Origin of the sequence: Algoriphagus sp. (assembly GCF_013373065.1) — a bacterium.
Lineage (GTDB): Bacteria > Bacteroidota > Bacteroidia > Cytophagales > Cyclobacteriaceae > Algoriphagus.
This window is the reverse complement of sequence record NZ_JABXIN010000012.1, coordinates 111,507-134,939: the sequence shown is the minus strand read 5'-3', so window position 1 is coordinate 134,939 and position 23,433 is coordinate 111,507. Positions and strand designations below refer to the sequence as shown.

Annotated in this window: 18 protein-coding genes; 8 read left to right on the top strand and 10 right to left on the bottom strand. The window is 42.0% G+C overall.

Annotation, left to right across the window (positions count from 1 at the left end; translation table 11 throughout):
* Positions 1-37: 37 nt before the first annotated feature.
* Positions 38-259: a DUF2795 domain-containing protein gene (locus HWE15_RS08655; RefSeq protein ID WP_026952747.1), complete on the bottom strand. Its 222-nt coding sequence runs from the start codon at positions 257-259 to the stop codon at positions 38-40.
* Between the two features lie 77 nt (positions 260-336).
* Positions 337-1,584, bottom strand: coding sequence for a DUF349 domain-containing protein (locus HWE15_RS08650; RefSeq protein ID WP_290507124.1), 1,248 nt, complete (start codon positions 1,582-1,584; stop codon positions 337-339).
* Positions 1,585-1,716: 132 nt separating this feature from the next.
* On the opposite strand from HWE15_RS08650, the gene ettA reads away from it, so the two are divergent.
* The gene (gene ettA / locus HWE15_RS08645) at positions 1,717-3,396 is read left to right on the top strand and encodes an energy-dependent translational throttle protein EttA (protein WP_290507123.1); all 1,680 of its coding nucleotides are present in this window, start codon (positions 1,717-1,719) and stop codon (positions 3,394-3,396) included.
* Positions 3,397-3,708: 312 nt separating this feature from the next.
* Here the strand turns inward: ettA and HWE15_RS08640 are convergent, their stop codons facing one another.
* Positions 3,709-4,929, bottom strand: coding sequence for a metallophosphoesterase (locus HWE15_RS08640; RefSeq protein WP_290507122.1), 1,221 nt, complete (start codon positions 4,927-4,929; stop codon positions 3,709-3,711).
* A 48-nt stretch (positions 4,930-4,977) separates the two neighbouring features.
* A complete protein-coding gene (locus HWE15_RS08635) occupies positions 4,978-8,124 on the bottom strand; it encodes a PVC-type heme-binding CxxCH protein (RefSeq protein ID WP_290507121.1) in 3,147 nt (1,048 codons plus the stop codon).
* Between the two features lie 189 nt (positions 8,125-8,313).
* Between HWE15_RS08635 and HWE15_RS08630 the strand changes: the two genes are divergently transcribed.
* Both HWE15_RS08630 and HWE15_RS08625 read left to right on the top strand, forming a co-directional pair.
* Positions 8,314-10,983: a c-type cytochrome gene (locus tag HWE15_RS08630; protein ID WP_290507120.1), complete on the top strand. Its 2,670-nt coding sequence runs from the start codon at positions 8,314-8,316 to the stop codon at positions 10,981-10,983.
* Positions 10,984-11,117: 134 nt separating this feature from the next.
* The gene (locus HWE15_RS08625; RefSeq protein WP_290507119.1) at positions 11,118-11,573 is read left to right on the top strand and encodes a hypothetical protein; all 456 of its coding nucleotides are present in this window, start codon (positions 11,118-11,120) and stop codon (positions 11,571-11,573) included.
* A 3-nt stretch (positions 11,574-11,576) separates the two neighbouring features.
* Here the strand turns inward: HWE15_RS08625 and HWE15_RS08620 are convergent, their stop codons facing one another.
* The gene (locus HWE15_RS08620) at positions 11,577-11,984 is read right to left on the bottom strand and encodes a rhodanese-like domain-containing protein (protein WP_290507118.1); all 408 of its coding nucleotides are present in this window, start codon (positions 11,982-11,984) and stop codon (positions 11,577-11,579) included.
* A gap of 74 nt (positions 11,985-12,058) precedes the next feature.
* Positions 12,059-12,430, bottom strand: coding sequence for a VOC family protein (locus tag HWE15_RS08615; protein WP_290507117.1), 372 nt, complete (start codon positions 12,428-12,430; stop codon positions 12,059-12,061).
* Positions 12,431-12,581: 151 nt separating this feature from the next.
* On the opposite strand from HWE15_RS08615, the gene HWE15_RS08610 reads away from it, so the two are divergent.
* Complete coding sequence (locus HWE15_RS08610; RefSeq protein ID WP_290507116.1) at positions 12,582-13,943, top strand: M20/M25/M40 family metallo-hydrolase; 1,362 nt, start codon at positions 12,582-12,584, stop codon at positions 13,941-13,943.
* Entirely contained in the window at positions 13,944-14,921 is a 978-nt protein-coding gene (locus tag HWE15_RS08605) for a glycosyltransferase family 2 protein (RefSeq protein ID WP_290507115.1), read from the top strand.
* Here HWE15_RS08605 and HWE15_RS08600 read toward each other — a convergent pair.
* The 3 genes from HWE15_RS08600 to HWE15_RS08590 all read right to left on the bottom strand — a co-directional run bounded on the left by HWE15_RS08600 (position 14,918) and on the right by HWE15_RS08590 (position 19,099).
* Positions 14,918-17,335: a penicillin acylase family protein gene (locus HWE15_RS08600; RefSeq protein ID WP_290507114.1), complete on the bottom strand. Its 2,418-nt coding sequence runs from the start codon at positions 17,333-17,335 to the stop codon at positions 14,918-14,920. The two genes, HWE15_RS08605 and HWE15_RS08600, sit on opposite strands and share 4 nt — an antisense overlap.
* Positions 17,336-17,478: 143 nt before the next feature.
* Positions 17,479-17,925, bottom strand: coding sequence for an Hsp20/alpha crystallin family protein (locus HWE15_RS08595; protein WP_290507113.1), 447 nt, complete (start codon positions 17,923-17,925; stop codon positions 17,479-17,481).
* 100 nt (positions 17,926-18,025) lie between these two features.
* The gene (locus tag HWE15_RS08590; protein ID WP_290507112.1) at positions 18,026-19,099 is read right to left on the bottom strand and encodes a DUF6544 family protein; all 1,074 of its coding nucleotides are present in this window, start codon (positions 19,097-19,099) and stop codon (positions 18,026-18,028) included.
* A 100-nt stretch (positions 19,100-19,199) separates the two neighbouring features.
* Here HWE15_RS08590 and HWE15_RS08585 point away from each other — a divergent pair, with 100 nt between their 5' ends.
* Entirely contained in the window at positions 19,200-20,834 is a 1,635-nt protein-coding gene (locus HWE15_RS08585; protein ID WP_290507111.1) for a M28 family metallopeptidase, read from the top strand.
* Positions 20,835-20,955: 121 nt separating this feature from the next.
* Here HWE15_RS08585 and HWE15_RS08580 read toward each other — a convergent pair whose 3' ends face one another.
* Positions 20,956-21,183 (bottom strand): hypothetical protein, encoded by a 228-nt coding sequence (locus HWE15_RS08580; protein ID WP_290507110.1) that lies wholly within the window; start codon positions 21,181-21,183, stop codon positions 20,956-20,958.
* Between the two features lie 247 nt (positions 21,184-21,430).
* On the opposite strand from HWE15_RS08580, the gene HWE15_RS08575 reads away from it, so the two are divergent.
* Complete coding sequence (locus tag HWE15_RS08575; RefSeq protein ID WP_290507109.1) at positions 21,431-22,843, top strand: anthranilate synthase component I family protein; 1,413 nt, start codon at positions 21,431-21,433, stop codon at positions 22,841-22,843.
* A complete protein-coding gene (locus HWE15_RS08570; protein WP_290507108.1) occupies positions 22,840-23,406 on the top strand; it encodes an aminodeoxychorismate/anthranilate synthase component II in 567 nt (188 codons plus the stop codon). The genes HWE15_RS08575 and HWE15_RS08570 overlap by 4 nt, the downstream gene beginning before the upstream one ends.
* Positions 23,407-23,433: the final 27 nt, after the last annotated feature.

Here is a 23,433-nt window from a genome sequence, read left to right as displayed (position 1 = left end):
CCCAAAAAGACAAAAAGCCCCAAGAAGGGGCTTTCAATTAATATTCGTCCTCATTAAAGAAGAAATCGTCCTTGGTCGGATAATCCGGCCAAATTTCTTCGATGGTTTCATAAGGTTCTCCATCGTCTTCCAACTCTTGGAGGTTTTCGACCACTTCAAGTGGTGCTCCTGAGCGGATAGCGTAGTCGATCAACTCGTCTTTGGTTGCTGGCCAAGGAGCGTCTTCCAAGTAGGATGCTAATTCTAGTGTCCAGTACATAGTATTCGATTTAAAGTGTTCCGGATTATAAAGGGTGCAAAATTATCTTTTTTTTCAAATATGTATGCTTGTACTCATTATTTCTGAGAAAGTTGCTTTAAGATGTGATTTTTTACATCTACTTTTCGCTTAAGCCCAAATAATTTTTTCTTCATCATGATTTCAAAGTCTCCGGTTTGAACTCGGAAGTTCCCTGAGTTGTCTTGGGCGGTCTCATATTCAGTCTGATCTCGGTGAAGTAAATCTCTCAATAGCGCTGTTCGAATTTGAAGTTGCTCCTGAGGGGATTTGCTGTCAAAATCAGTGTATTTATTATGGATTAATTTATCCAAGAAAGCTTTTTCAAAAACTATATCAGAGAAGAACTGAAAAGAACGCGCCAAAAGATTGGCGTCTTTCGGCTTCCGAGGAGGGAGTTTTCGCCATTCTTGTTGGATTTCTTTAGCTCGTTGGATTAGTTCTGGGCTGGTTTCCTTAGCTGCCAGTTTTTTGATTTCCTCCGTCAAAGTTTCCACCTTTTTCATGACTTCCCGAGGATGCATTTGCGGACCTGTATTCAAGGTGCGCTTGTAACGGGAAAAGATTCGGTTGTTTAAGCGGGAAAATTCATCCCAAAGCGGTTGTCGTTTTTCGGCAGGTACTTTTCCGGCTGCTTTCCACTCCTTTTGAATTCTCTTGCTGATTTCAAAGGCCATCTTAGCATCAGGAAGATCATGTGCCTCTCGGGCTTGTACAACCAAGGCTTCATAAACCTTTATATTTTCTTCCGCCTGAAGGGCCATTCCTTCAAAGTAATGTCTACGATTTTCGAAGAAATGCTGGACGGCGTCGTTAAACTGGGCCTCGATTTCCTCCTGGATTTCTTTTTCAACTGGTCCGGTTTTGATCCAGCGCATTTTGAGATCTTTATAAAACTCTGTGGTTTCTTTCCAGTCTGTATCGTCTTTTTTGGCTTCGGCTTCCTGAATCAACGCTTTTTTGATTTCCAAGTTTTTGGCCCGGTTACTTTGGATGATTTCGTTTAGGTAGTTTTCCTGCTGATTGAGTTCTTCAATCAAAGGCACAAAATCACCAAGCGCGTCCGATTCATACAAAGAATCTCGAAGGTGGATCAGTTTCATCAGGAAAGAACCTTTGTTTTGATTCTCCTGAATGTCTTGTTTCAGTTTTTCAACTTTCTCCTTGATTTGGGCAAAGCGGTCTTCAAAATAAGCGATGGTAGAAGCTTCATCTTCCTTCACTTCGCCGATTTCCCGGTCAGGTTTTCCTAAAAACCCCTTTAGAAAAACTTTATTATCCTTAATGTATCCATATGGATGGTCCATCGCACTACAGTAGGTTATAGGTGGTCGTTTTCAATTTTCCGCAAATTAATTAATTCAAAAGCACTTATCCTAAGAAAGGGCTTTTTTTGCATCTTTGCTTTTTAACGCAAATTTCCAGGAAAAATTCATCGCATGAGTGCAGAAAAAATCATCTTTTCCATGGCCGGGGTATCCAAAATTTACCCGCCACAGAAAAAAGTACTAAAAGATATCTACCTCTCATTTTTCTACGGAGCCAAAATTGGTGTTTTGGGTCTTAATGGTTCCGGTAAATCCTCGCTCCTTCGGATCATTGCAGGAGTAGACAAGGAATATCAAGGAGAAGTCGTTTTCTCACCGGGTTATACCGTAGGAATGTTGGAGCAAGAACCCCAGCTTGATCCCAACAAGACGGTGAAAGAAGTGGTCGAAGAAGCTGTGGCTGACACAGTTAATCTGCTAAAAGAGTTTGAAGAAATCAACGAAAAATTCATGGATCCGGCCTTGATGGATGATCCGGATGCGATGAATAAATTGATTGAGCGACAAGGTGAGGTGCAGGAAAAACTCGATGCAGCCAATGCATGGGAACTGGATGTGATGTTGGATAAGGCGATGGATGCCTTGAGACTTCCACCAAGTGACGCCATCGTTGGAAATCTTTCTGGGGGTGAAAAACGAAGAGTTGCCCTTTGTCGGTTATTGCTTCAAGAACCGGACGTCTTGCTATTGGACGAACCTACCAACCACTTGGATGCGGAGTCTGTACTTTGGCTTGAGCAACATTTACAACAGTATAAAGGAACGGTTATCGCGGTGACTCACGATCGCTATTTCTTGGATAATGTGGCAGGATGGATTCTGGAATTGGATCGGGGAGAGGGTATTCCTTGGAAAGGAAATTATTCCTCTTGGTTGGATCAAAAGCAGCAACGACTGAAGCAGGAAGAAAAGACCGAATCCAAGCGTCAGAAGACCTTGGAGCGAGAATTGGAGTGGATACGCATGTCTCCAAAGGCTCGACAATCCAAAGGAAAGGCGCGTTTGAATGCCTATGATAAATTGGTAGGGGAAGAGGCAAAAGAAAAAGAAGCAAAACTGGAACTCTTCATTCCACCGGGTCCCCGTTTAGGTGCGAAGGTGATAGAGGCCAACCATGTTTCGAAGGCCTACGGCGATAAGTTGTTGTTTGAAGATTTGAGCTTTTCGCTCCCACAAGGTGGTATCGTCGGAATTATCGGCCCCAATGGTGCTGGTAAAACCACCCTTTTCAAGTTAATTACAGGGCAGGAAAAACCGGATTCTGGTCATTTTGAAGTGGGTGAGACGGTGAAGCTTGCTTATGTGGATCAGGAGCATGATCATTTGGATCCGAATAAAACGGTTTATCAGACCATATCAGAAGGAAATGAATTGATGAAACTGGGCAATAAGGAAGTGAATTCCCGGGCTTATGTTTCCAAGTTCAACTTTGCAGGATCAGACCAAGAGAAAAAAGTGGGTGTCCTTTCCGGAGGGGAAAGGAACCGCGTGCATTTGGCCTTGACCTTGAAAGAAGGAGGAAACCTCTTGCTTTTGGACGAACCTACCAACGATTTGGATGTAAATACACTTCGAGCATTGGAAGAGGCTTTGGAAAATTTCGGTGGCTGTGCGGTGATCATCTCCCACGACCGATGGTTCCTGGATCGTATCTGTACCCACATCTTAGCTTTCGAAGGTGATTCCCAAGTATATTGGTTTGAAGGTAACTTCACCGATTACGAGGAAAACAAGAAGAAGCGGTTGGGCGATGTGACGCCAAAAAGAATCCGCTATAAAAATTTGAAATAATTCAGAAAGCTGAATAGTAAAGTCTGAAAGCAACCCCCTCGAGAAGAAATTCTCGAGGGGGTTGTTTTTTTAGTGTGTATTGTGCTTTATTAGTTCATAAATAATTTTTAATCAATGGGCAAACCCCGATTTTATTTTCATCTTTTTATAATTCTCGTTGCTTTGGTAAAAGGAGGTGTTTCCATTTGGTATAGCGGTCTTTGGCTTAATGAGGCAAAAAGTGTCCCTAACTTCACTGCAATTGCAATGGTCTTATTGGTTTTCTCACAAGGTATACTCCTAAAAACAGGATTTAGAAAGAATAATAAATAGTTATTTCCTCTTCAACCTCAGCACCGTAATTTCAGGCCAAATACCGACTCTTCCCGGAAATGCTAAAAATCCGAAGCCACGGTTGACATGAAGGTAGCGGCCAAGCTCTTCGTATAATCCTGCCCATTTGGGGTAGCGTAGTGAGGCAGGGCTCCATTTGATGAATCCAGGGATTTCTATCCCAAACTGCATCCCATGGGTATGTCCGCTAAGGGTGAGGTGAATATGGTGAGCAAAAGACTTTACTTCCTCGTCAAAATGGGAAGGATCGTGACTCATCAGAATTTTGAAGCTCTCTCGGGAAAGTTTGGCTGCAGCTTTCGCCAAATCACCATATTGGGCAAATCCTTTTCCCCAATTTTCCACTCCAATCAGGTCAATGCTTGAATTCCCTTTTTGGAGTTGAATATTTTCATTTCGGAGAAGCTTGAACCCCAGTTCTTCCTGTATTTGGAAAAGGCGTTGCATGTTTGCTGCTTTTGCCTCCTGACTCGGCCAAGCCATGTAGTCTCCATAGTCATGATTTCCCAAGATGGAAAATTTGCCCATCGGGGCATGGAGCTTTTTGAAGGTTTCGATCCAGGGTTCCATTTCCTCAGACCGGTTGTTGACCAAGTCTCCGGTAAAGAGAATCACATCCGAGCCTTGTTGGTTAATCAGGTCAACTCCGTATTCAAGTTTCTTTTTATCATCAAAACTTCCAGAGTGAATGTCCGAAATTTGGGTGATCGTAAAACCGTCGAATTCCTCAGGGAGATCATCGAATTCCAAGGTGTGTTTAACCACTCGGTAGCGGTATTTCCCTATCAAAACGCCATGGAGAATTCCTACAAAAGGAATAGCCGAAAGAAGCAAGGCTGTTTGACTGATGAATTTTCGCCGGTCAGGCAAAAAATCTCCTTCCCGGTTTCCCGAAAAGGATTGAAATATTCCTGTTGAAAAACGGAGGATGTCCTCCCCAAAAAGAAAAGTTAGAATTATCAGTTTTGGGATCAATGAAAGTATGAGCAGAGAGGCCATTCTCCCAAAGCTGGGATTGCTCACCCCTCTATTATTGAAAGTCAAGATGGAGTAAGTGATAAAGAGGTAAACCGTAATGGAAAATATCCAGAAAATTAGCTTGACCCAGAAATTAGCAGGAAATGAAGCCTTGAAAGCCTGGAAGGAGTACCAGTCAATCAAGAAAAGGAAAGCCAAGAAGAAAAGAATGCGAAGGATCATCAGAGCAAATAGTTAGGGATTGGTTTAGGTTTTAAAATAAAGTACCTTTTATTTTTCCATCGGATGCATTTTTAGCAGTTCTTCTGCACTCCAAAATCCTTTTTTATCCTTCACTTCTTCCCGTACTTGTTTAACCAACTCAGGAGAAATCGGTGAAGCCTGATTTCCGAATGAATTACGCACATATGTAAGTACTGCAGCAATTTCGGTATCATTTAGCATGCCTTCGTAAGGAGTCATTGGAACCTGTCCTGGATATACGCGGCCATTCACTTCTATTTCACCCATAATTCCCTTCAAGACAATTTTGATTAATCGTTCTTGATTACCAGTCACCCAATTTGTCCCCCTTAGTGGTGGGAACTGAGAGGCCGTCAGCCCTCTTCCATCCAATTGGTGACAAGTGCCACAGAATCCATCACGGGCATAAATTTCTTTACCTATAACAAATAATTCCCGATCAGAACCCGTCAGACTGGATTTAATGTCCTCTTCTTTTTTCTCTTCCACAGAAAGGCCATTGATATGTGCTATAGCCGTTTCCAAGGTTCTCGGAATCCAAGTTGCATCTTTTGGTTGTTTTTCGACTTCAGCCAACACTTTTACTCCGTCCTCTTGTGGTAACCACGAAGAAGCTGCGATTACTTCCATTCGGACTCTTCCATGCGGATCTGTCGCTGCTTTCATCATTAACTCGGTCTGATCTTTTACCTGATGCCCCGTATATCTTAAAACTCGAACTGAAGCCGCCCTAACACGGTGATCTTTTGAATTCAATAATTCCCGAAGTAAGTCTTGATTAACCTTGTTGATCCCCCAAGTTACCCATAGGGCTTCGAGTCGCTGATGATCATAGTTTGGATCATTTGGGTCAAGATTTGCCACCCATTTTTCAACTTCCTCATATACCTCGCCTGCATCTCTTCCTCGTAATTCTCTTCGGGTTCTGTAGCGGGTTCTGTATTCTGGAAGTTTTAGGTTTTCTAATAATCCAGGAATACTTGCACCATCAATTTTGGCGGGTGTCACCAAAGGGCGGGAAGGATAAGTGACCCGATAAATTCGGCCATGGACATGGTCTCGAAGTGGATCTCGGGCATTGTGTTGCATGTGGCCAATCAGGATATTGTGCCAATCCACAATGTATAAGGAACCATCAGGAGCAAACTCCAAATCCACCGGTCTGAAATTTCGATCCGTAGAACTCACCAAATCCTGTCGAAATTCAGTTTTGAATCCGACGGTGTCTTCCATCATTCGGTGCTGCTTGGTTCCCAAAAAACCAATGGTATTGTTCAATAGAATATCCCCTTGCACCTCATCCGGAAAGTGACGGCTGGAAACGAATTCCAAGCCTGATGTCGGACGGACCATCTGTTCTTGCTCTACCAAATTGGGTCCTTTGAAATTAGCATTTCCGTAGCGTGGTAAGACCGAACCCGGAAGCATCCAGTTGAGATTTGGACCGGAGGTTTCTAGATAGAAGTTTTGTCCCCAGTCATCGAAGGCAATTCCCCATGGATTTGGAATGGACACTTGATTGACTCGTTCCAGTTTATGTCGTTTAGGTTCATAGCGGTAGAATCCTCCATTTGTAGCTCGTACAGGTCCATAGGAAGTTTCTACATTGGTATGCAAAAAGACCCCTTCTGCCATGTAAATAGCTCCGGATTCATCGGTGGTATAGGCAGAAATTGCATGGTGGGTGTCATGGTCATCAAAACCTGAAAGCAAAATGGTCTCTTGATCAGCCCGGTCATCTCCATCTTTATCCTGTAGAAGTACTAAGTTAGGAAGCTGGGAAACATACACTCCCTCTGCAGCGATCTCAAAGCCAACAGGGAGGTGGAGGTTATCGGCAAAAATGGTCTGCTTATCTGCTTTACCATCCTTGTCAGTATCTTCCAGAATAATGAGTTTATCCGAAGGCTTGGGATCTCCAGGCTTGTAGTGCGGATAGCTGGGCATCGTAGCGACCCAAAGCCGTCCCTTGTTGTCAAAGGAAAGTTGAACCGGATTGGCCAGATCGGGAAAGTCTTCTTCTGAAGCAAAGAGTTCGATTTTATATCCTTCCGGTACTCTTAAACTAGCTAAAGCCTCTTCTCCATACTTGTATTCCAAACTCCCATTTGCTTGCGGATTGTAGTTGGTCTCTACATCTGGAAGTTCCCGTGTTTTGGCATCAGCTGCAGCTAAATCATAATCCTCTCCTTGCGCGGCAGCCCAAATGGCAGCGTCCCGATTTGCGGTGAGTTGACGGATTTTTTCTAATTCATAAGGATAATTATCCGGTCCAAAAGGATCATAGCGTCTTCCAAAAACATGGACTCCATTAGGGATTTTGTAATCATTATGCCACATCCAGTTTTTCTCTTGAACGGCCTGATGAACCGCTTCTTTTTGACTCGAAGCTTTTTGATCAACTTCTCCGAAAAGTTCATCTGCTAACAATTGAGCAAATTTTTGATACCCTTCTTCGGTTAGCTGCGATCCATCGATTGTTAAGGGTTCAGCTGTGGATTCATACCATTTTTGACTTGCTGAGAAAGCGTCCACAAAAACCAACTCATGCTTTTTGGCGACTTCCTCCATCGCTTTGGTGTAGAGTCGGATGTTTTCGTTTTGAGTTTCTCCACTGGGTACATCTATAATATCAGAGATGTCCTCCATGGCAATGGGAGATACCAAGGCCAATTGAGGAGCTGTTTGCCCATTGTATTTTTGAGCTTTGGAATGAATCACCCAAGCTTCTAATTCATCTTTGAAGGTTTCAAGTTTTTCTTTTCCTTGAAACGATTCGCTGAATCCAAAAAATCCAACTACCACATCTGCCTGCAATCTTGTAAGCCATTCATCTGGTTTTTCAAAAAAGCCTTCAGAATTTGAATTCGTGGCATATTCATCTTGAAAAGCCTCCGCGCCAGGGAAAGCCCAGGGATCATTGGTGGCAGAACGTGGACGAAAACCAGGTGTGTCTCCTGGATCTGCCATATTTCTGATAAACAAGGTGCTATCAGGATATCGAAGATGCATCTCTGTCTCAAACCAGCCGAATTCCATCATTCTTGAAGCGAGATTTCCCCCAATTAATGTGATATGAGCATCTTTTTTTAATTGGAGTCGCTGTTCTTCTTTGCAGGAGGCAAGAATTAGAAAACTCAGGATTAGGCTAGTTAGGGAGAGGCGTTTGATCATGGGTTCAAGGTTTCTGGGACTGGTGATAAGAATTTGAAATATCGCTTTTATTTTTCTAAGGTTCAACTGGAGCAAAATCAAGGACTTTCAAAATAAAATTTCACCACCTTTTTTGTAAATGGTAGATCGTTTGGGTGCTTATCTCTGTTGCTTTTTTTAAATTTCAAGTTGAAATCCATTTAAAAACCCATGATAACCCGTAATCAAATCCCTGTTTTATCCATTTTTCTAGCCGTCTTGTTGCTGGTGTTTTCTTGTGAAAAACCTAGATCCGAAAGAGAATTAACAGGTAATCCTAAAATCGATAAGCTCAAAATCCCGGAAGGCTTTAGGGTAGAGCACTTGTACAGTCCAGGAGAAAATGAGCAGGGATCTTGGGTAGCGATGACCTTTGATGAGAAGGGCAGAATGATTACTGCCGACCAATACGGATTCTTGTATCGACTGACAATTCCTACAATTGGTTCTGAAGATGTAACTCCGAAGGTGGAAAGATTGATCGTTGGAAATGTGGCTGAACCGCAGGTGGGTATGGGCTATGCACAAGGATTATTGTATGCTTTCAATAGTCTGTATGTTATGGTTAACCATAATCCGGATGATCGATTTTCAAAAAGTACAGGCTTGTACCGGATTCAGGATTTGGATGGGGATGATCAGTATGAAACGGTCACGGAGATACGAACTTTCTCAGGAGAACCCGGAGAACACGGACCGCACTCTTTGAAATTATCTCCAGATGGAACCCATATTGTTCTTTCTGCTGGAAACCATGTAGATGTGCCGGAAATGGATCAATATCGTTTGCCAAGGGTTTGGGATGAAGACAATTTATTTCCTTTGATTAAGGATCCTAGGGGGCATGCGAATAACCGAAAAGCACCGGGAGGCTGGATTGCACAAATTGATCCTGAAGGTAAAAATTGGGAATTGATTGCAGCGGGATTCAGAAATGAGTTTGACATTGCATTTAATGAAGTGGGAGATCTATTCACCTACGATTCGGATATGGAATGGGACTTTGGGATGCCTTGGTATCGTCCTACACGAATCAATCACGTGACGAGTGGGGCGGAATTCGGTTGGCGAACAGGGAATGCCAAGTGGTCTCCCAATTACCCTGACAACCTTCCCGCTGTTTTGAATATTGGGCAAGGTTCTCCCACCAACGTGATGTTTGGAACGGAAGCAAACTTTCCATCCAATTACCGAAAAGCCTTGTTTGCATTTGATTGGAGTTTTGGCATTATCTACGCTATCCATCTGACACCTTTAGGTGCAAGTTATCAAGCAACAGCTGAAGAGTTTCTTTCAGGTTCCCCGCTACCCTTGACTGATGGTACGATTGGTCCAGATGGTGCAATGTATTTTGCGACAGGAGGTAGAAGGCTAGAGTCGGATTTGTATCGCGTTTATTATGAAGGATCTCCGGATTCATACCAACCTTTAACAGAATCAGCTCTTCCGGCGGAGGCAAAACTTCGTCGTGATTTAGAAAAATACCATCAAAGTCCGGCAGATCCGGCTGGACTGGAACTGGCTTGGGAAAATCTCAATCATACAGATCGTTTTGTTCAATATGCAGCAAGGATAGCCTTAGAGCATCAACCGATTGATTCTTGGAAGGAAAAAGCATTAACCGAACCCAATGCTGTGAAGAAAACCCAGGCAATATTAGCTTTGGCCCGACACGGTCAAAATGCAGATGCTGTTCCGATGCTGCAGGCCTTGATGAGCATTGATTATTCTGGACTTTCGGAAAAAGAAAGGCAGGATTTACTTCGGACGATTGAAGTGATTTTATATCGATTTGATGAGGCTGCAAATCCAATTAAATCAGATTTAGTAACTTATCTTTCTCCGAATTTCCCGGCTGATGACAATCTTTTGAACCGTTCACTTTCGGTGCTTTTGACCCACCTTAATGCACCAGATGCAGTGGAAAAGACCTTGGCATTGTTGAAAACAGCCAAAGACGATTCAGACTATCAAAAGACCTTCACTTCTTCTGCTGAACTGGTATTCCGAAATCCTCAATACGGCTTGGATATTGCCAATATGCTAGCGAATGTTCCACCAGCCCAAGCTACTTATTTTGCCACCGTTTTGGGAGGAGCTGAGACAGGTTGGACTCCTGAAATGCGGGAAGAATATTTTGCCTGGATCAAGAATGCTCTTACCAATTACAAGGGGGGTAGGAGCTATGTAGGCTTCTTGGATCGTAGCCGCAAAATGGCTTTGTCTCATGTGGCATCAGAAGATTTCGAAAAGTATGATGAGCTTTCTGGTGGAAAATTATTGACTGCTAGTGGCAATGATATCGCGAATACAGGTATCCAACCTGAAGGTCCCGGAAGAAGCTGGACAGTTGACGAGGCGCTCGCCGTGGTAGATACACTTGAAGGCAGAGATTTTATCAAAGGAAAAGCCATGTATCAGGCTACGCTTTGTCAGTCTTGCCATACCATGCAAGGAGAAGGAGGAATCATTGGACCAGATTTAACCCAATTGGGAACTCGCTTCTCGAAAAAGGATATTTTGGAAGCCACCATCCACCCCAGTGCCGTGATTTCAGAGCAATATCATGCGACTGTCTTTGAATTGAGAGAAGGGGGCTCAGTCGTAGGACGACTGACCAATGAGGATGATGCAAATTTTTATGTGTCACAGAATCCTTTTGCGCCTGATAACCTACGGACTGTACCAAAAAATACAGTCGCCTTTACCAAAAATTCAGATGTTTCCATCATGCTTCCGGGGCTCATTAATCGCCTAAATGAGGAAGAACTGAAGGATTTGATGGCATACCTGATTTCGGGAGGAAATGAAAATCACGAGGTCTTTCAACCTCAAAATTGAAGATTTGAATAGTTCTTGCTCTGTTGGATTTAAAATGCTGTTTGCCTTACTGGTGTTATTCAGGATAAGAGGTGATAATTGTCATTTTTAGACTGGGATTTGGTGGCTAATATTGATAATAAACTCCAAGAGCTATGACATCCGATCGACTTTCCAAGAAAAGCATTATAGAGGCCTGTAAACAAAAGCAAAAGCAGACGATTGCAGATTTTGATCAGGAACTAAAAAATATTCGTGAAAATCTTACCAATCACGATGAAAGTGCCAGCCAATCTCAAAAAGGGAGTAGCAGCGACAATGAAATGATTGTGCGATTGGAACACGAGCTCATGTTTTTGAAGAAAGAATTGCAAACGCTAGATTCCATTGACCCGGAAAAGATTTTGGAACGAGTCAATGAGGGAGCTGTTGTAGAAACGGATCAGCGGATATTCTTTGTTTCTACTTCGATCGAACAGTTTGATGTGGAAGGAAAATCATTGTTCGGAATATCCACAAAAGCCCCGATTTTTCCAGTGATGCAAGGAAAAGTCGAAGGGGATTCCTTCGAGTATGGAGGAATCCGCTATTTCATTCTGGATGTGTATTAGTTTTTATTCTCGGATTATGGGAAGGCCTTGCTGATACCAAGCTTGAATTCCACCCTGTAAATGGTAGACCTTTGTAAATCCCATCTCTAACAATAAATCTGCAGCTTCTCTACTTCGGGCACCTACCGCACAATAAAGTAAAACAGGTTCGTCTTTTGGAAGTCCTTCAACTTTTTTCCTGAAATCAGGTTGGTAATAATCAATCTCAATAGCTCCCTCTATTTTTCCTTGGGCAATTTCTCCAGGAGTCCTGACATCAAGTACATTTCCAGTAGCTCCCAACTTCTGAAACTCTTGGGGGTTAAGATTCACCACTTCTCCTGCGACTGAATCCTGTTGGGATCCTTTTTCGGATTGGCAGGAAGTGAAAACTAGAATTAGAAAGAGGAAAAAAGGGGCGAAATTTCTCATTGGAAAGGTTTTTTGACAAATGTAGGGTTAATAAAAGGCATTTTTCTGTGAGAAAAATTACCAAAAAACTCTGCTCAAATATGCTGATCAATTAAAATTCCATTTCCATCCGGATCGAATAATAAAATGCTTCCCGGGCCTTTTTTCTGAGGTTCGGTTTCTTGAGCTAGTGGGATCCCATTTTCTTTCAAGGTCTGTTGGATTTTTCGCACATCGTCAAATTCTTTTAATTCTTGGGCATTTTGATCCCAACCTGGATTAAAGGTGAGGATGTTTTTTTCGAACATTCCGTGGAAAAGTCCGATTAAAGTTTCCTCATTTTTCATGATTAAATAATTCATCTCTTCACTTCCAGCAAAAACCGAAAAGCCTAAATGCTCATAGAATTTTCGGGAGGTTTCTAAGTTTTTCACTGAGAGACTGATTGAGAATGCTCCTAGTTTCATGGTTATGGGATTAGATGAAAAAATAAGATACGAAATTCCTGCCGCTCTATTGATTCTGGTCTTCAAGTGATAGGCTAATTTTCCTCTTTATCCTGATTTGGGTTTGAAAATTCCGAACTTTTTATTCATTTCATCCCAAACCCAATCAAGCATGAAAAAATTACTTCTATTTCTTTTTCTAATTCCTGCCTTTTCTTGGGCACAAAGCCATAAAGAAAAGATTCAAACTATTTTCAATCTGGAGTTGACGCAAGGCCATACCTATGAAAATCTGCGCTACCTCTGCAAAGAAATTGGTCATCGGCTATCAGGTTCTCCACAAGCTGCAGCTGCTGTGGAATATACCAGACAACTTATGGAAAGCTACGGATTCGACACAGTGTATTTACAGCCTGTAATGGTTCCGCATTGGGTACGCGGTGGAAAAGATGAGGTAAAGATTGTCAATTCTGAAAAATTGGGAACTGTTGATCTCCATGCTTTGGCTTTGGGGAATACGCAGGGAACAGGACCTTCAGGTTTGCTCGGCGAAGTTGTAGAAGTACAAGGGTTAGATGGCCTACAGGCACTTGGAGAGGGTGCGAGAGGAAAGATTGTGTTTTATAATCAACCAATGGATCCCACCAAAGTCAACACTTTTCAAGCTTATAGTGGTGCTGTAGGGCAGCGGGGTTCCGGTGCCGCCGAAGCTGCAAAATTTGGAGCTGTGGGAGTGATTGTCCGTTCCATGAGTAATCGAATTGACGAAATTCCCCATACTGGAAATCAACGTTACAATCCGGAATATACTGAAATTCCTTCTTTGGCTATTAGTACCAAGGATGCAGAATTATTAAGTGATCTCCTGGAGGAACAATCTGATCTAAAGGTTTTCCTTAAGTCTGAAGGGGAGATGAAAGGAGAAGTTCTTTCCTACAATGTTATTGGAGAAATAAGAGGCACCGAAAAACCAGAAGAAATCATTGCTGTTGGAGGGCATTTGGACTCTTGGGATGTGGGAGAAGGAGCGCATGATGATGGTGCAGGATGTATACAGGCAATCGAAGTTTTAAGGATTTATAAGGAGCTTGGTTGGAAACCAAAACGCACCATACGGGCTGTGATGTGGATGAATGAAGAGAATGGCCTGATGGGAGGTCGAGAATATGCCAGGGTAGCTAAAGAGAAAGGAGAGAAACACATCGCGGCTATTGAATCCGATGCGGGAGGATTTTTACCTCTTGGTTTTTCATCTTCCGGTACCGATGCCCAACGATCAAAACTAGTCAGTTGGAAGGATCTTTTTACCCCTTATAATATTTGGAAATTTGATGTGCCGGGTGGAGGAGCAGACATTGGTCCGCTTCGGGATCAAGGGCCGATTTTGATAGGATTGCATCCGGATTCCCAACGCTATTTCATCTATCATCATACGCCTGCAGATGTCTTTGAGGCCGTTGATCAACGGGAATTAGAATTGGGTGCTGCAGCCATGACGGCTTTGGTGTACTTGATAGAGCAGGAGGGGATTTAAATGTCTGGAAAAAAACAAGAATCACCCGAGATCAGCATATTGATTCCTTTTAAAAATGCTGAAGCTTGGATAGAGGAATGTTTAGAGTCTATTGAAAATCAATCATTTGCTGATTTTGAAGTGATTGGGGTGGATGATTTTTCTTCCGATGGGAGCAAGGCGATTTTTGAAAAATTTGTAAAAAAGGATTCCCGATTCCTTTTATTTTCCAATACCAACCATGGGATTATTCCTGCCTTGGACTTGGCCTTTGTTGCCTCCAAAGGAAATATGATCACCCGAATGGATCCCGATGACCGCATGCCGGATCATCGATTGGAAATCATGCGGAATCGCCTACTTCGCTGCGACAAACGGACGGTAGTCACTGGAAAAGTATTGTACTTTTCTGAACATGAGGTGAGTCCAGGTTATTTGGATTATCAAAGTTGGCTGAATGATGTAAACATGCATGGTAATCAATATGCCAATATTTACAGGGATTGTGTCATCGCTTCTCCGAATTGGCTTACCTATCGGGAAAATATTGATTTAATAGGCGGATTCGGAATCCTTCATTATCCTGAGGATTACGACTTGGCGATCAAATGGTATGAGAATCAGATTGCTTTTGAGGCGGTTCAGGAATTGACTTTGTATTGGAGAGATCATCCAGACCGTGCCTCTCATAATTCAAATTTTTACAATCAACGTTTGTTTTTTGAATTAAAAATCAATGCTTTTTTAAAAAATGATTTTCGTGGAGCCCCCTTGATCATATGGGGTAAAAACCAAAAATCAGAGTTGATTTCCAAGTTGCTCAAATCCCATCATATCCACTTCAAAATTCAGGAGATGGGCGATTTTCATCGGATTGAAAAACTTACGCAACCCCAATTGTTGATAACAGAATATCCTGACGAGAAAGAGCGGATTGAGATTCATAAGAACCTTGCTCAAATCGGTCTCAAGGAAGGAAAAGACTGGTGGTGGGTTTAATCTTCGGGAATTAACTGTTCCACATATGCTTTTTTAGATTGAATATGCTCCTTTGAAAAAGGGAGATCTACAAACTCATCATTTGCCCAAATTGGAAACAGGTTTTTGTAAAATGAGCTTTCGGGATTTCCTGACTGGCCAGGGGTATTAATTCCTATCGCTTTTTCCCAATCTCCCGTATTGACTACGGTTCGGAAGGAAGCACCTGAAGTATTGTTGTCTCCATAGGCATTGGCTCCAGGCGTATAGCTATAGCCTCCGCGGGGGAGAATAGCGGTGTTTAATTTGGCTTGCCATTCTTCATTCACGACTTTACCCAAAGGATGAACTATTTGGGCATGTTTGTAATCCGCCTGACCATACTTCCAATTTTTGGGATTTGGGCCTAATTTATTTTCAAGAGCTTGAAGTGCCTCTTCAAAGCTGTCAGCCAAAAGGCGGTCCCGATTTTCCAATGGGTTATTGGAATACATCAATTCAGGCTTTTCCATCCATTCTAAAACTCGTGTCAATTGAATGCTTCCGAGCCAAGGTTTTATTTCATCTGGGATCATAAAATCCGAGACTTTATTTCTTAAAATCCGCTCCCACATTACATATACCCCAGCTTCAAACGAATTTTTATCCAATACAAAATCCCATTCTTGTAATTTTTGATTTAATGAATCTGCAAGCGGATTATTCCAAGTTAAGTTTTTCAAGAAGGGGACTAACTTTCGTGCCGGTAGGGAGAGGTAGTCATTTTGTAAGTCCCCCATTTCTTCGATTGTGAACTTCCGGTCTTTGCTTAAGACTTCTTTGATCCGTTCGCCTCGGAAATTGTCTGCCCACTCATAGCCCAAAGCTTCTGGATAGGGGTAGTTTTCTTCGGCAACATTTTGATTTGCGGTTGCAATAAATCCTGATTCTGGATTGACTTTATGAGGGCGGTCTGCAATGGGTAGGTAGCCGTCCCATTCATGGTCGCCCCTTCCCGGAGTAGCCACCAAACCTGAAAATCCTTTTCGAATGGGGGTAATACCGGTAGCCTGCCAACCGATCGTTCCATCTTTGCCAGCCCATACCATATTTTCAGCAGGAATATTATTGTAAGTACAAGCCTCCCGAAACTCTTCCCAAGTCTGTGATTGATCCATTCGCAGGCTCGCCAAATAAGGCGCCGACCCGGGTTCGAGCCAGGCACATTCGACAGCTACAAGCTTATTCAATTCTTGATCGACGAAGGTGACGGGACCATGAATGGTATATTGGTGTGTGACAACTTTTGTTTTTCCTCCTTTGATGTGAATGGTGTCCTGAATCTCATCTAATTCCAGCCATTCCCCTTTGTAATAATAACGTTTCGGATTCTCGGGGTCGAGATCATAGATGCGCAAGTCTTCATTGTCTGTAGAGAAAATCGTCAAGCCCCAAGCCCCATATTCATTGTGGCCGATGGATACTCCCGGAATTTCAGGTTCTCCTGCTCCAATCACATTCCATCCCGGAGCGTTTAAATGGACCCAATATCGTAGTGAGGGAATGGCTTGCAGCCGATGGGGATCATTCGCCATTAAAGGGAAGCCTGTATCCGTTTTTTCTCCTGAAACAACCCAATTATTACTTCCTTGTGCAAAGGCATCCGAAGCCAGCGTGTATTCAATGGATTCTTCTAATTCTGCGGTGGATTCATCAAAGTTTTCATTTTGAATTCTATAGGGTTCTGTAATGTCCTTCGGTAGAAATTCCACACGCTTTCGAAAAGCTTGATAAGGAGCTAAAATATCCTTCATTAATAACTCCTCTGGGATGTCAGGATCCAGTTCCAAAATGGGTTCATTGGGATGGAAATAATATAGCTCTTTTGCTTTTTCAACTCCGATTTGACTAACAACTCGACTGATGTTTAATTCGTCCACCACATTTTCCAAAAGTCCCTGATGGCGGGAAATAACAACTTCCCAAGTCCATGGTTCGGGAAGAATATTCAACATCTTAAATTCTATGGGGAGTTCTTCGGGGTTTTGTCTCGCTTCTTCTATATAGGTGTTGATTCCTGCCACAAACGCATCAACGATCTCTACTCCCCTCGGATGATAGTGACGAAGTTCGGTTTCCTTATCACCTCTGAATTTGAATAAACGCACCCCTCGGTCCCGTTCCAATTCCCGTTCTCCTAAAATCTCAGAAAGTGTCCCAGTAGCCTGTCTTCTCCAAAGTTCAAATTGAAACAGTCGATCTTTCGCAGCTAAATAGCCTTGGGAAAAGAAAAGATCCTGTTCGTTTTGAGCGAAAATATGATTGATTCCGTTTTCATCCCGGATGACTTCCACCTCTGCCTGAAGTCCTGGGATTTGGATTTGATTCTTTTGGCAAGCGCTTACAATTACCAATAAGAAAAATGCAACCAAAGAAGGTTTTAGATTGAAGTTCATGGCGTTTGGGTTTGAAGTAATTTCTGCAAATAATTGCATAATTCCAATGAAGGGGCTTTGCCCACAGGAAAAAGAAAACCCCGGCTTATTTAAACCGAGGCTTTCCTTTTACTAACAAAAAAGTGTTTCCCTACGGAAGCTACTTAACCTACTTCAATGGCTTTTTTATGGTCTTTTTGAGCCATTTTACTTTTTGGAAGGACTAATCTCAATAGACCGTTTTCGTATTTGGCATCGATGGTTTCTTCGGCAACATTTTCAGGAAGTACAAAGGATCTCCTGATGCTGGTATAAGAGAATTCTTTTTTACGATAGTTTTCTTTTTCCTCCTCGTCTCTGTGCTCTTTTTCAGCAAAAATGTTCAAAACGCCATCTTCAACTTCCACTTTAAAGTCCTTCTTATCAAATCCCGGAGCGGAAAGTTCGATCTTAAATTCTTTGTCATTTTCGATTACATTCGCTGAGGGAACCTCTACGGATTTATCCGTCATCCAAAACTTGTTATCCCATTCGAAGGGATTTTCTGCTCCAAAGAAGTCTTGGGCCATTTTGGGCCAAAAACCTCTACTTCGTTTAGTTATAGTGCCCATTTTTTTGTTGTTTAAATGATGAAATGAATATCATTTCTTTCGAATGAAAATTGAATGATATCCATCACATCTTGAGGTGATTAGCATCAAAAAAAAGTGATCAGTAGGAATATTTTAATGAGGTGATTTTTAGATCTAGCCAAGTCCAATCTCCGTCAGGTAGGATCCAAGTGGCTTCCATGTGATTTGGAATTCTAATTCCATCCCAATCTCGATATTCTTTTACGGTTAGGATCCAAGGAAATCGGTTTGATTCGGGTTTGTTTTCATAATATCGAAGCGCTTCAAACTTTGTGAAATCCCCGTCCTCATTGAAGTAAAAGATACCCTTTCCTGTTGTTTTGCCTACCTTCAGACTTCCCTCTAAGGAATGATCGTCAAGTTCTTTCCATGAAACCTGAGGATGAAGTGCCAAGCTTGGTATCCAAACCAATTCTCCAAGTAACCGTTGTAGACTTCCCTTATCAATTTTCGACCCTTTTTCGTCAACAATGGAAAGAATTGCCCCCAGTCGAATGAGCATTTCTCCTTTCCCCTCTAAAAATTGATCTCTTCCATAAATGGTCAATCCGGGCATCATTTCCATTTTTACTTCCCAATGAAAGGCAGGAGAATTTATTCGACTGATTTGATACGCGGTTGCCTTTTTCCAATCCTCCTGGTCAGGTTTCATTTTCATTTGGGCGAGCTGATGAATTTCAGCTGATATCATGGAGTGATTTTCATCAAATCCAATCCTGTTTAGCCACTTTTGAATAATAGCTGGAGCCTCTTGAACTTTGCGCAATTCTACAGCTTCCATTTTGTTAATGAAATCGGATTTTTCGCGAGTTAGTTTTTGCTCCCAAATCGCATAGAAAATCATTTGGATGGAAACTAATAGCAAAAAAAGATTCGCCAAGCTTCCGAATTTTGCATCCTGCCAAACTGTGAAAATTAAAATCTGGGATAAAATAATGGCAACTAGACCTAGATATCCAGTGATGGATTTTTCCAGATAAGTAATAAGTGCAAAAGCCAAAAAGAGGACGCTTGCCAATAACCAAAACCCACCTGCCAAGGTAGAAATGGGCTGTTTTAATTGGTAGATTTCTGCAAGTTTAAAGGCTTTCAAAAAACCGAGGAGATGGATTAGCCCATGAATGATTGAAATAATGATGATTGCGATTTTCATTTTAAAAAGTGAAGGTTTTTATCTAGCTCTAATTTTTTAAAAATTATCTCCAAATTCAAATTTTATGTAGCTTACTACCTGCTAATTATTCTCTAGAGCTATGAAACGAATTAACTTATTTCTTCTTGCCTCCCTACTTGCTTGGGTAGCCTGTAGTCCTGAAAAGCCCTATCAATTTCAGGTTTCTGATCTTGAGCCACTTATTGATAGTTTGTCTTCGGATTATTTTGAAGGTCGAATGCCTTTTTCGGAAGGAGAAAAGAAGACGATTGATTTTTTGGTTCATGAATTTGAATCTTATGGTTTGGAGCCCGGAAATGGTGATTCCTACATTCAGGATGTTCCTTTGGTTTCAGTATTTACAGAGGCTGCTCCATCGATGGAAATTAAATCTTCCAAAGAATCTCTGACATTGGAGGGGCTAAAAGATTATGTTTTTTGGACTCAACGAACAGATTCTGCCATCGCTTTTCAAGATGCTGAGCTTGTTTTTGCCGGTTTTGGGATCGTAGCTCCTGAATATGGTTGGGATGATTATAAAAACATCGATGTGAAAGGAAAGATCGTCGTGGTTTTAGTGAATGACCCGGGATTTGGAACCGAAGATGCTTCATTTTTCAAAGGGAATACCATGACCTACTATGGACGATGGACCTACAAATATGAAGAGGCTATTCGTCAAGGAGCTTTGGGGTGTCTGATAGTTCATAATACCATTCCTGCAGGTTATGGCTTTAATGTGATTCAAAATTCTTGGAATGCCTCCAAATTGTACTTGGATGATCGTGGAAAAGAGGGCTATAAGCTAGCGATCGAAGGGTGGGTTACGCTTCCTACAGCAAACAAGCTTTTTGAAATGGCAGGTCTCAATGAGCGGGAGTTGTTGGCAAAAGCCAGAAAGGCAGATTTTGAAGCTATTCCATTGGGCTTGACTGCAAGTTCGTCCATGACGGTCAAAGCAACTTACAATGCTTCCAAAAATGTGGTTGCAAAAATCACCGGAACGGAACGTCCTGAAGAATATGTAATTTATTCGGCACATTGGGATCATTTTGGAATCGGAAAACCGGATGAAACAGGTGATAGCATCTACAATGGAGCCTTGGACAATGCTTCAGGAACAGCTGCCTTGTTGGCCTTAGCAAAGGCTTTTCATGAGTCGAAGGCGCCAAAACGGACTGTTGTTTTCTTGGCGGTGACTGCTGAGGAGCAAGGATTGTTAGGTTCTGCTTTCTACGCACAAAATCCAATTTATCCAGTGGATAAAACCGTTGCCAATATCAATATTGATGGGGTGAATCCTTATGGGAAAATGCGGGATGTTTCCGTGATTGGGAAAGGACAGTCTGAGATGGAAGATTTGTTGGAAGTTGAATTGGAAAAGCAAGGACGCTATGCCGCGCCTGACCCTAACCCTGTTGCCGGCTATTATTTCCGTTCGGATCATTTCAATTTTGCAAAAGTAGGCGTACCTGCCTTGTACTTTCAAAATGGGGTAGACCACGAAGAAAAGGGGAAGGAATATGGGATGGAAATGGAAGACAATTATACGATGGAATATTATCACAAACCATCGGATGAATATGATCCGGGCCGATGGAACTTAGAGGGTGCTGTAGATGACGTGCAATTGCTTTACAACGTCGGACAAAACATTTCAAACTCCATTCAATGGCCCAATTGGAAAGAAGGTTCTGAGTTTAAAGCGATCAGAGATGGGTATATGAAGAAGTGATTTTTTGGGGAAATTTTTTATCCCACTTCGCGCTTCCCATAAAGTAATTACTTGTCAGTCCGAGCGGAGTCGAGGACCCTTCGACTCCGCTCAGGTTGACAAAGATTCGATAACTTTCTGATTAGGCCTTCGCCAAAAGAAGTTGAAATTCCAAAGGACTGCAGGGTTGAAATTCATCTTCTTCTAGGTCCTCAAATATCTCTTCATCAAATTCCATCTCAGTCTTTTCAATTTTCCCATCAGGGTGTACGATCAGTTCGATACCCGTGAAGTCCTCTGGATTCACTTGTACCAAAACTTGGTAATCGTCAAAAATTCGCTTGAAATACTGAGTGATTGCCTTGGCCATGTGGGATCGATTAATTTTTTTTCAAAAATAGGCGATAAATTTTAGGAATGGGCTTTGACAATTCCAATCCCTTTCTAAATTTGTCACAGACTTATGAAAACAACAACAAACAAATATTGGTGGTGGCATTTGAATTCTTTCCCCGGGAAAGTACAGCAAGCCCTTGCCTAAATTTGAGTTGCAATGAATATAAAATGGCTTACTGGATTTCCCGGTAAGCCTTTTTTTATGTTTAAAAAATTTCAAAATGAACCACGTAAAATTTCCTATTCTGACGACGTTCCGAAAGCGATTGGCTGATACGATCACTCCAGTTAGTATTTACCTGCAGATTCGGGACCGTTTTGCCAATCCGATTTTGTTGGAAAGTTCTGATTACCACGGTCAGGAAAATAGTTATTCGTATATCTGCTTTAATCCATTAGCTACATTTTCCTTCAATGGAGGCAAGATCACCGAAAAGCTTCCTGATGGGGAGGAGATTCAGTACGAAGTCGGTTCAAAAAAGTCTTTGATGGATTCTCTTCGGGCTTTTGGGAATAAATTCGATCCGACTCCAGATAAATTTAAGTTCAGTACCAATGGACTTTTTGGATACATTCAATACGATACAGTTGGGTGGTTTGAAGATATCAAGTTGAGCAAAACTCAGCCGAATGATACCCCTATGATGTACTATGCGATGTATCAGAATATCATCGTGGTGGACCATTATAAAAATGAATTGTATCTCTTCGAACACCGGGTAGCTGGGGCAAAAAATCAAGAATACATTTCAGAAATCGAAACGTTGCTCAACAATAAAAATATTCCGGCTTATTCCTTCAAAACTGTGGGAGAGGAGATTTCCAATTACAGCGATGAAGAATTCCTGAAAATTTTAAATCAAGGTCGGGAGCATTGTTTTCGAGGAGATGTCTTTCAGATTGTATTATCAAGACGCTTTACAACAGCATTCAAAGGAGATGAATTCAATGTGTATCGAGCACTTCGTTCGGTCAATCCATCGCCTTATTTGTTTTATTTTGATTACGGTTCATTCAAGGTTTTTGGGAGTTCACCCGAAGCCCAGATTGTAGTCAAAAACCGAAAAGCTACGATTTATCCTATTGCAGGCACCTTTCGACGCACAGGCAATGATGCTGAGGATGCGGAGTTGGCTCGTAAGCTCTACGATGACCCTAAGGAGAATTCAGAGCATGTAATGTTGGTGGACTTAGCGCGAAATGATTTATCCAGATCCTCTGATTTAGTGGAAGTTGAGGTCTTCAAGGAAATCCAATATTATTCTCATGTGATCCACCTCGTTTCCAAAGTGACGGGTCAATTGGCAGAAGGGGCTAATCCACTTCAATTGGTGGCCGATACCTTTCCGGCAGGTACCTTGTCAGGAGCTCCAAAATACCGAGCCATGGAATTGATTGATGAATTGGAAAATACCAGTAGACAATTCTATGGAGGAGCCATTGGTTATTTGGGATTTAACGGAGATTTCAATCACGCCATCTTGATCCGGTCTTTTGTGTCTGAAAACAATCAATTGCGATTCCAAGCAGGTGCAGGAGTCGTTGCCAAAAGCTCCATCCCATCCGAGTTACAGGAAGTGGCGAATAAGTTGGAAGCGTTAAGGGTAGCATTAAGAGCAGCGGAAGAAATATGAAAATTCTAGTCCTCGATAATTACGACTCCTTCACCTATAATCTGGTATATATTATCAGGCAATTGGGGTATGGGCAGCAAATGGATATTTTTCGGAATGATAAAATCAGTCTGGAAGAAGTGGCTTCTTATGATAAAATCCTACTTTCACCAGGTCCTGGAATTCCGTCCGAAGCGGGAATAATGCCGGAATTACTAAAGATGTATTCTTCAGAAAAATCCATTTTGGGGGTTTGCTTAGGTCATCAAGCTATTGGAGAAGCATTTGGTGGTAGTTTGATTAATCTTTCTGAGGTTCTTCATGGAGTTGCTTCGCAAGTAAAAGTGGAAAGGGATTTGCTGTTTGAAGGTATTCCAGAATCATTTCAAATTGGTAGATACCATTCTTGGGTGATCAATGAAGAAACTTTATCCCCGGATTTGGAAGTAATTGCCCGAACAGCCGATCATCAAATCATGGCGGTTAGGCATAAGCGATTTGCGGTTCGAGGGGTTCAGTTTCATCCGGAAAGTATCTTGACCGAACATGGTGTCCAAATCATTAAAAACTGGCTGGAATCCTGATAGAAGTTGAAAATCGATAAGAAAGAA

Bases quoted from the DNA above. Each gene is read 5' to 3' on its own strand.
- HWE15_RS08655 (WP_026952747.1), bottom strand. From the start codon at position 259: ATGTACTGGACACTAGAATTAGCATCCTACTTGGAAGACGCTCCTTGG.
- HWE15_RS08650 (WP_290507124.1), bottom strand. From the start codon at position 1,584: ATGGACCATCCATATGGATACATTAAGGATAATAAAGTTTTTCTAAAG.
- ettA (WP_290507123.1), top strand. From the start codon at position 1,717: ATGAGTGCAGAAAAAATCATCTTTTCCATGGCCGGGGTATCCAAAATT.
- HWE15_RS08640 (WP_290507122.1), bottom strand. From the start codon at position 4,929: ATGATCCTTCGCATTCTTTTCTTCTTGGCTTTCCTTTTCTTGATTGAC.
- HWE15_RS08635 (WP_290507121.1), bottom strand. From the start codon at position 8,124: ATGATCAAACGCCTCTCCCTAACTAGCCTAATCCTGAGTTTTCTAATT.
- HWE15_RS08630 (WP_290507120.1), top strand. From the start codon at position 8,314: ATGATAACCCGTAATCAAATCCCTGTTTTATCCATTTTTCTAGCCGTC.
- HWE15_RS08625 (WP_290507119.1), top strand. From the start codon at position 11,118: ATGACATCCGATCGACTTTCCAAGAAAAGCATTATAGAGGCCTGTAAA.
- HWE15_RS08620 (WP_290507118.1), bottom strand. From the start codon at position 11,984: ATGAGAAATTTCGCCCCTTTTTTCCTCTTTCTAATTCTAGTTTTCACT.
- HWE15_RS08615 (WP_290507117.1), bottom strand. From the start codon at position 12,430: ATGAAACTAGGAGCATTCTCAATCAGTCTCTCAGTGAAAAACTTAGAA.
- HWE15_RS08610 (WP_290507116.1), top strand. From the start codon at position 12,582: ATGAAAAAATTACTTCTATTTCTTTTTCTAATTCCTGCCTTTTCTTGG.
- HWE15_RS08605 (WP_290507115.1), top strand. From the start codon at position 13,944: ATGTCTGGAAAAAAACAAGAATCACCCGAGATCAGCATATTGATTCCT.
- HWE15_RS08600 (WP_290507114.1), bottom strand. From the start codon at position 17,335: ATGAACTTCAATCTAAAACCTTCTTTGGTTGCATTTTTCTTATTGGTA.
- HWE15_RS08595 (WP_290507113.1), bottom strand. From the start codon at position 17,925: ATGGGCACTATAACTAAACGAAGTAGAGGTTTTTGGCCCAAAATGGCC.
- HWE15_RS08590 (WP_290507112.1), bottom strand. From the start codon at position 19,099: ATGAAAATCGCAATCATCATTATTTCAATCATTCATGGGCTAATCCAT.
- HWE15_RS08585 (WP_290507111.1), top strand. From the start codon at position 19,200: ATGAAACGAATTAACTTATTTCTTCTTGCCTCCCTACTTGCTTGGGTA.
- HWE15_RS08580 (WP_290507110.1), bottom strand. From the start codon at position 21,183: ATGGCCAAGGCAATCACTCAGTATTTCAAGCGAATTTTTGACGATTAC.
- HWE15_RS08575 (WP_290507109.1), top strand. From the start codon at position 21,431: ATGAACCACGTAAAATTTCCTATTCTGACGACGTTCCGAAAGCGATTG.
- HWE15_RS08570 (WP_290507108.1), top strand. From the start codon at position 22,840: ATGAAAATTCTAGTCCTCGATAATTACGACTCCTTCACCTATAATCTG.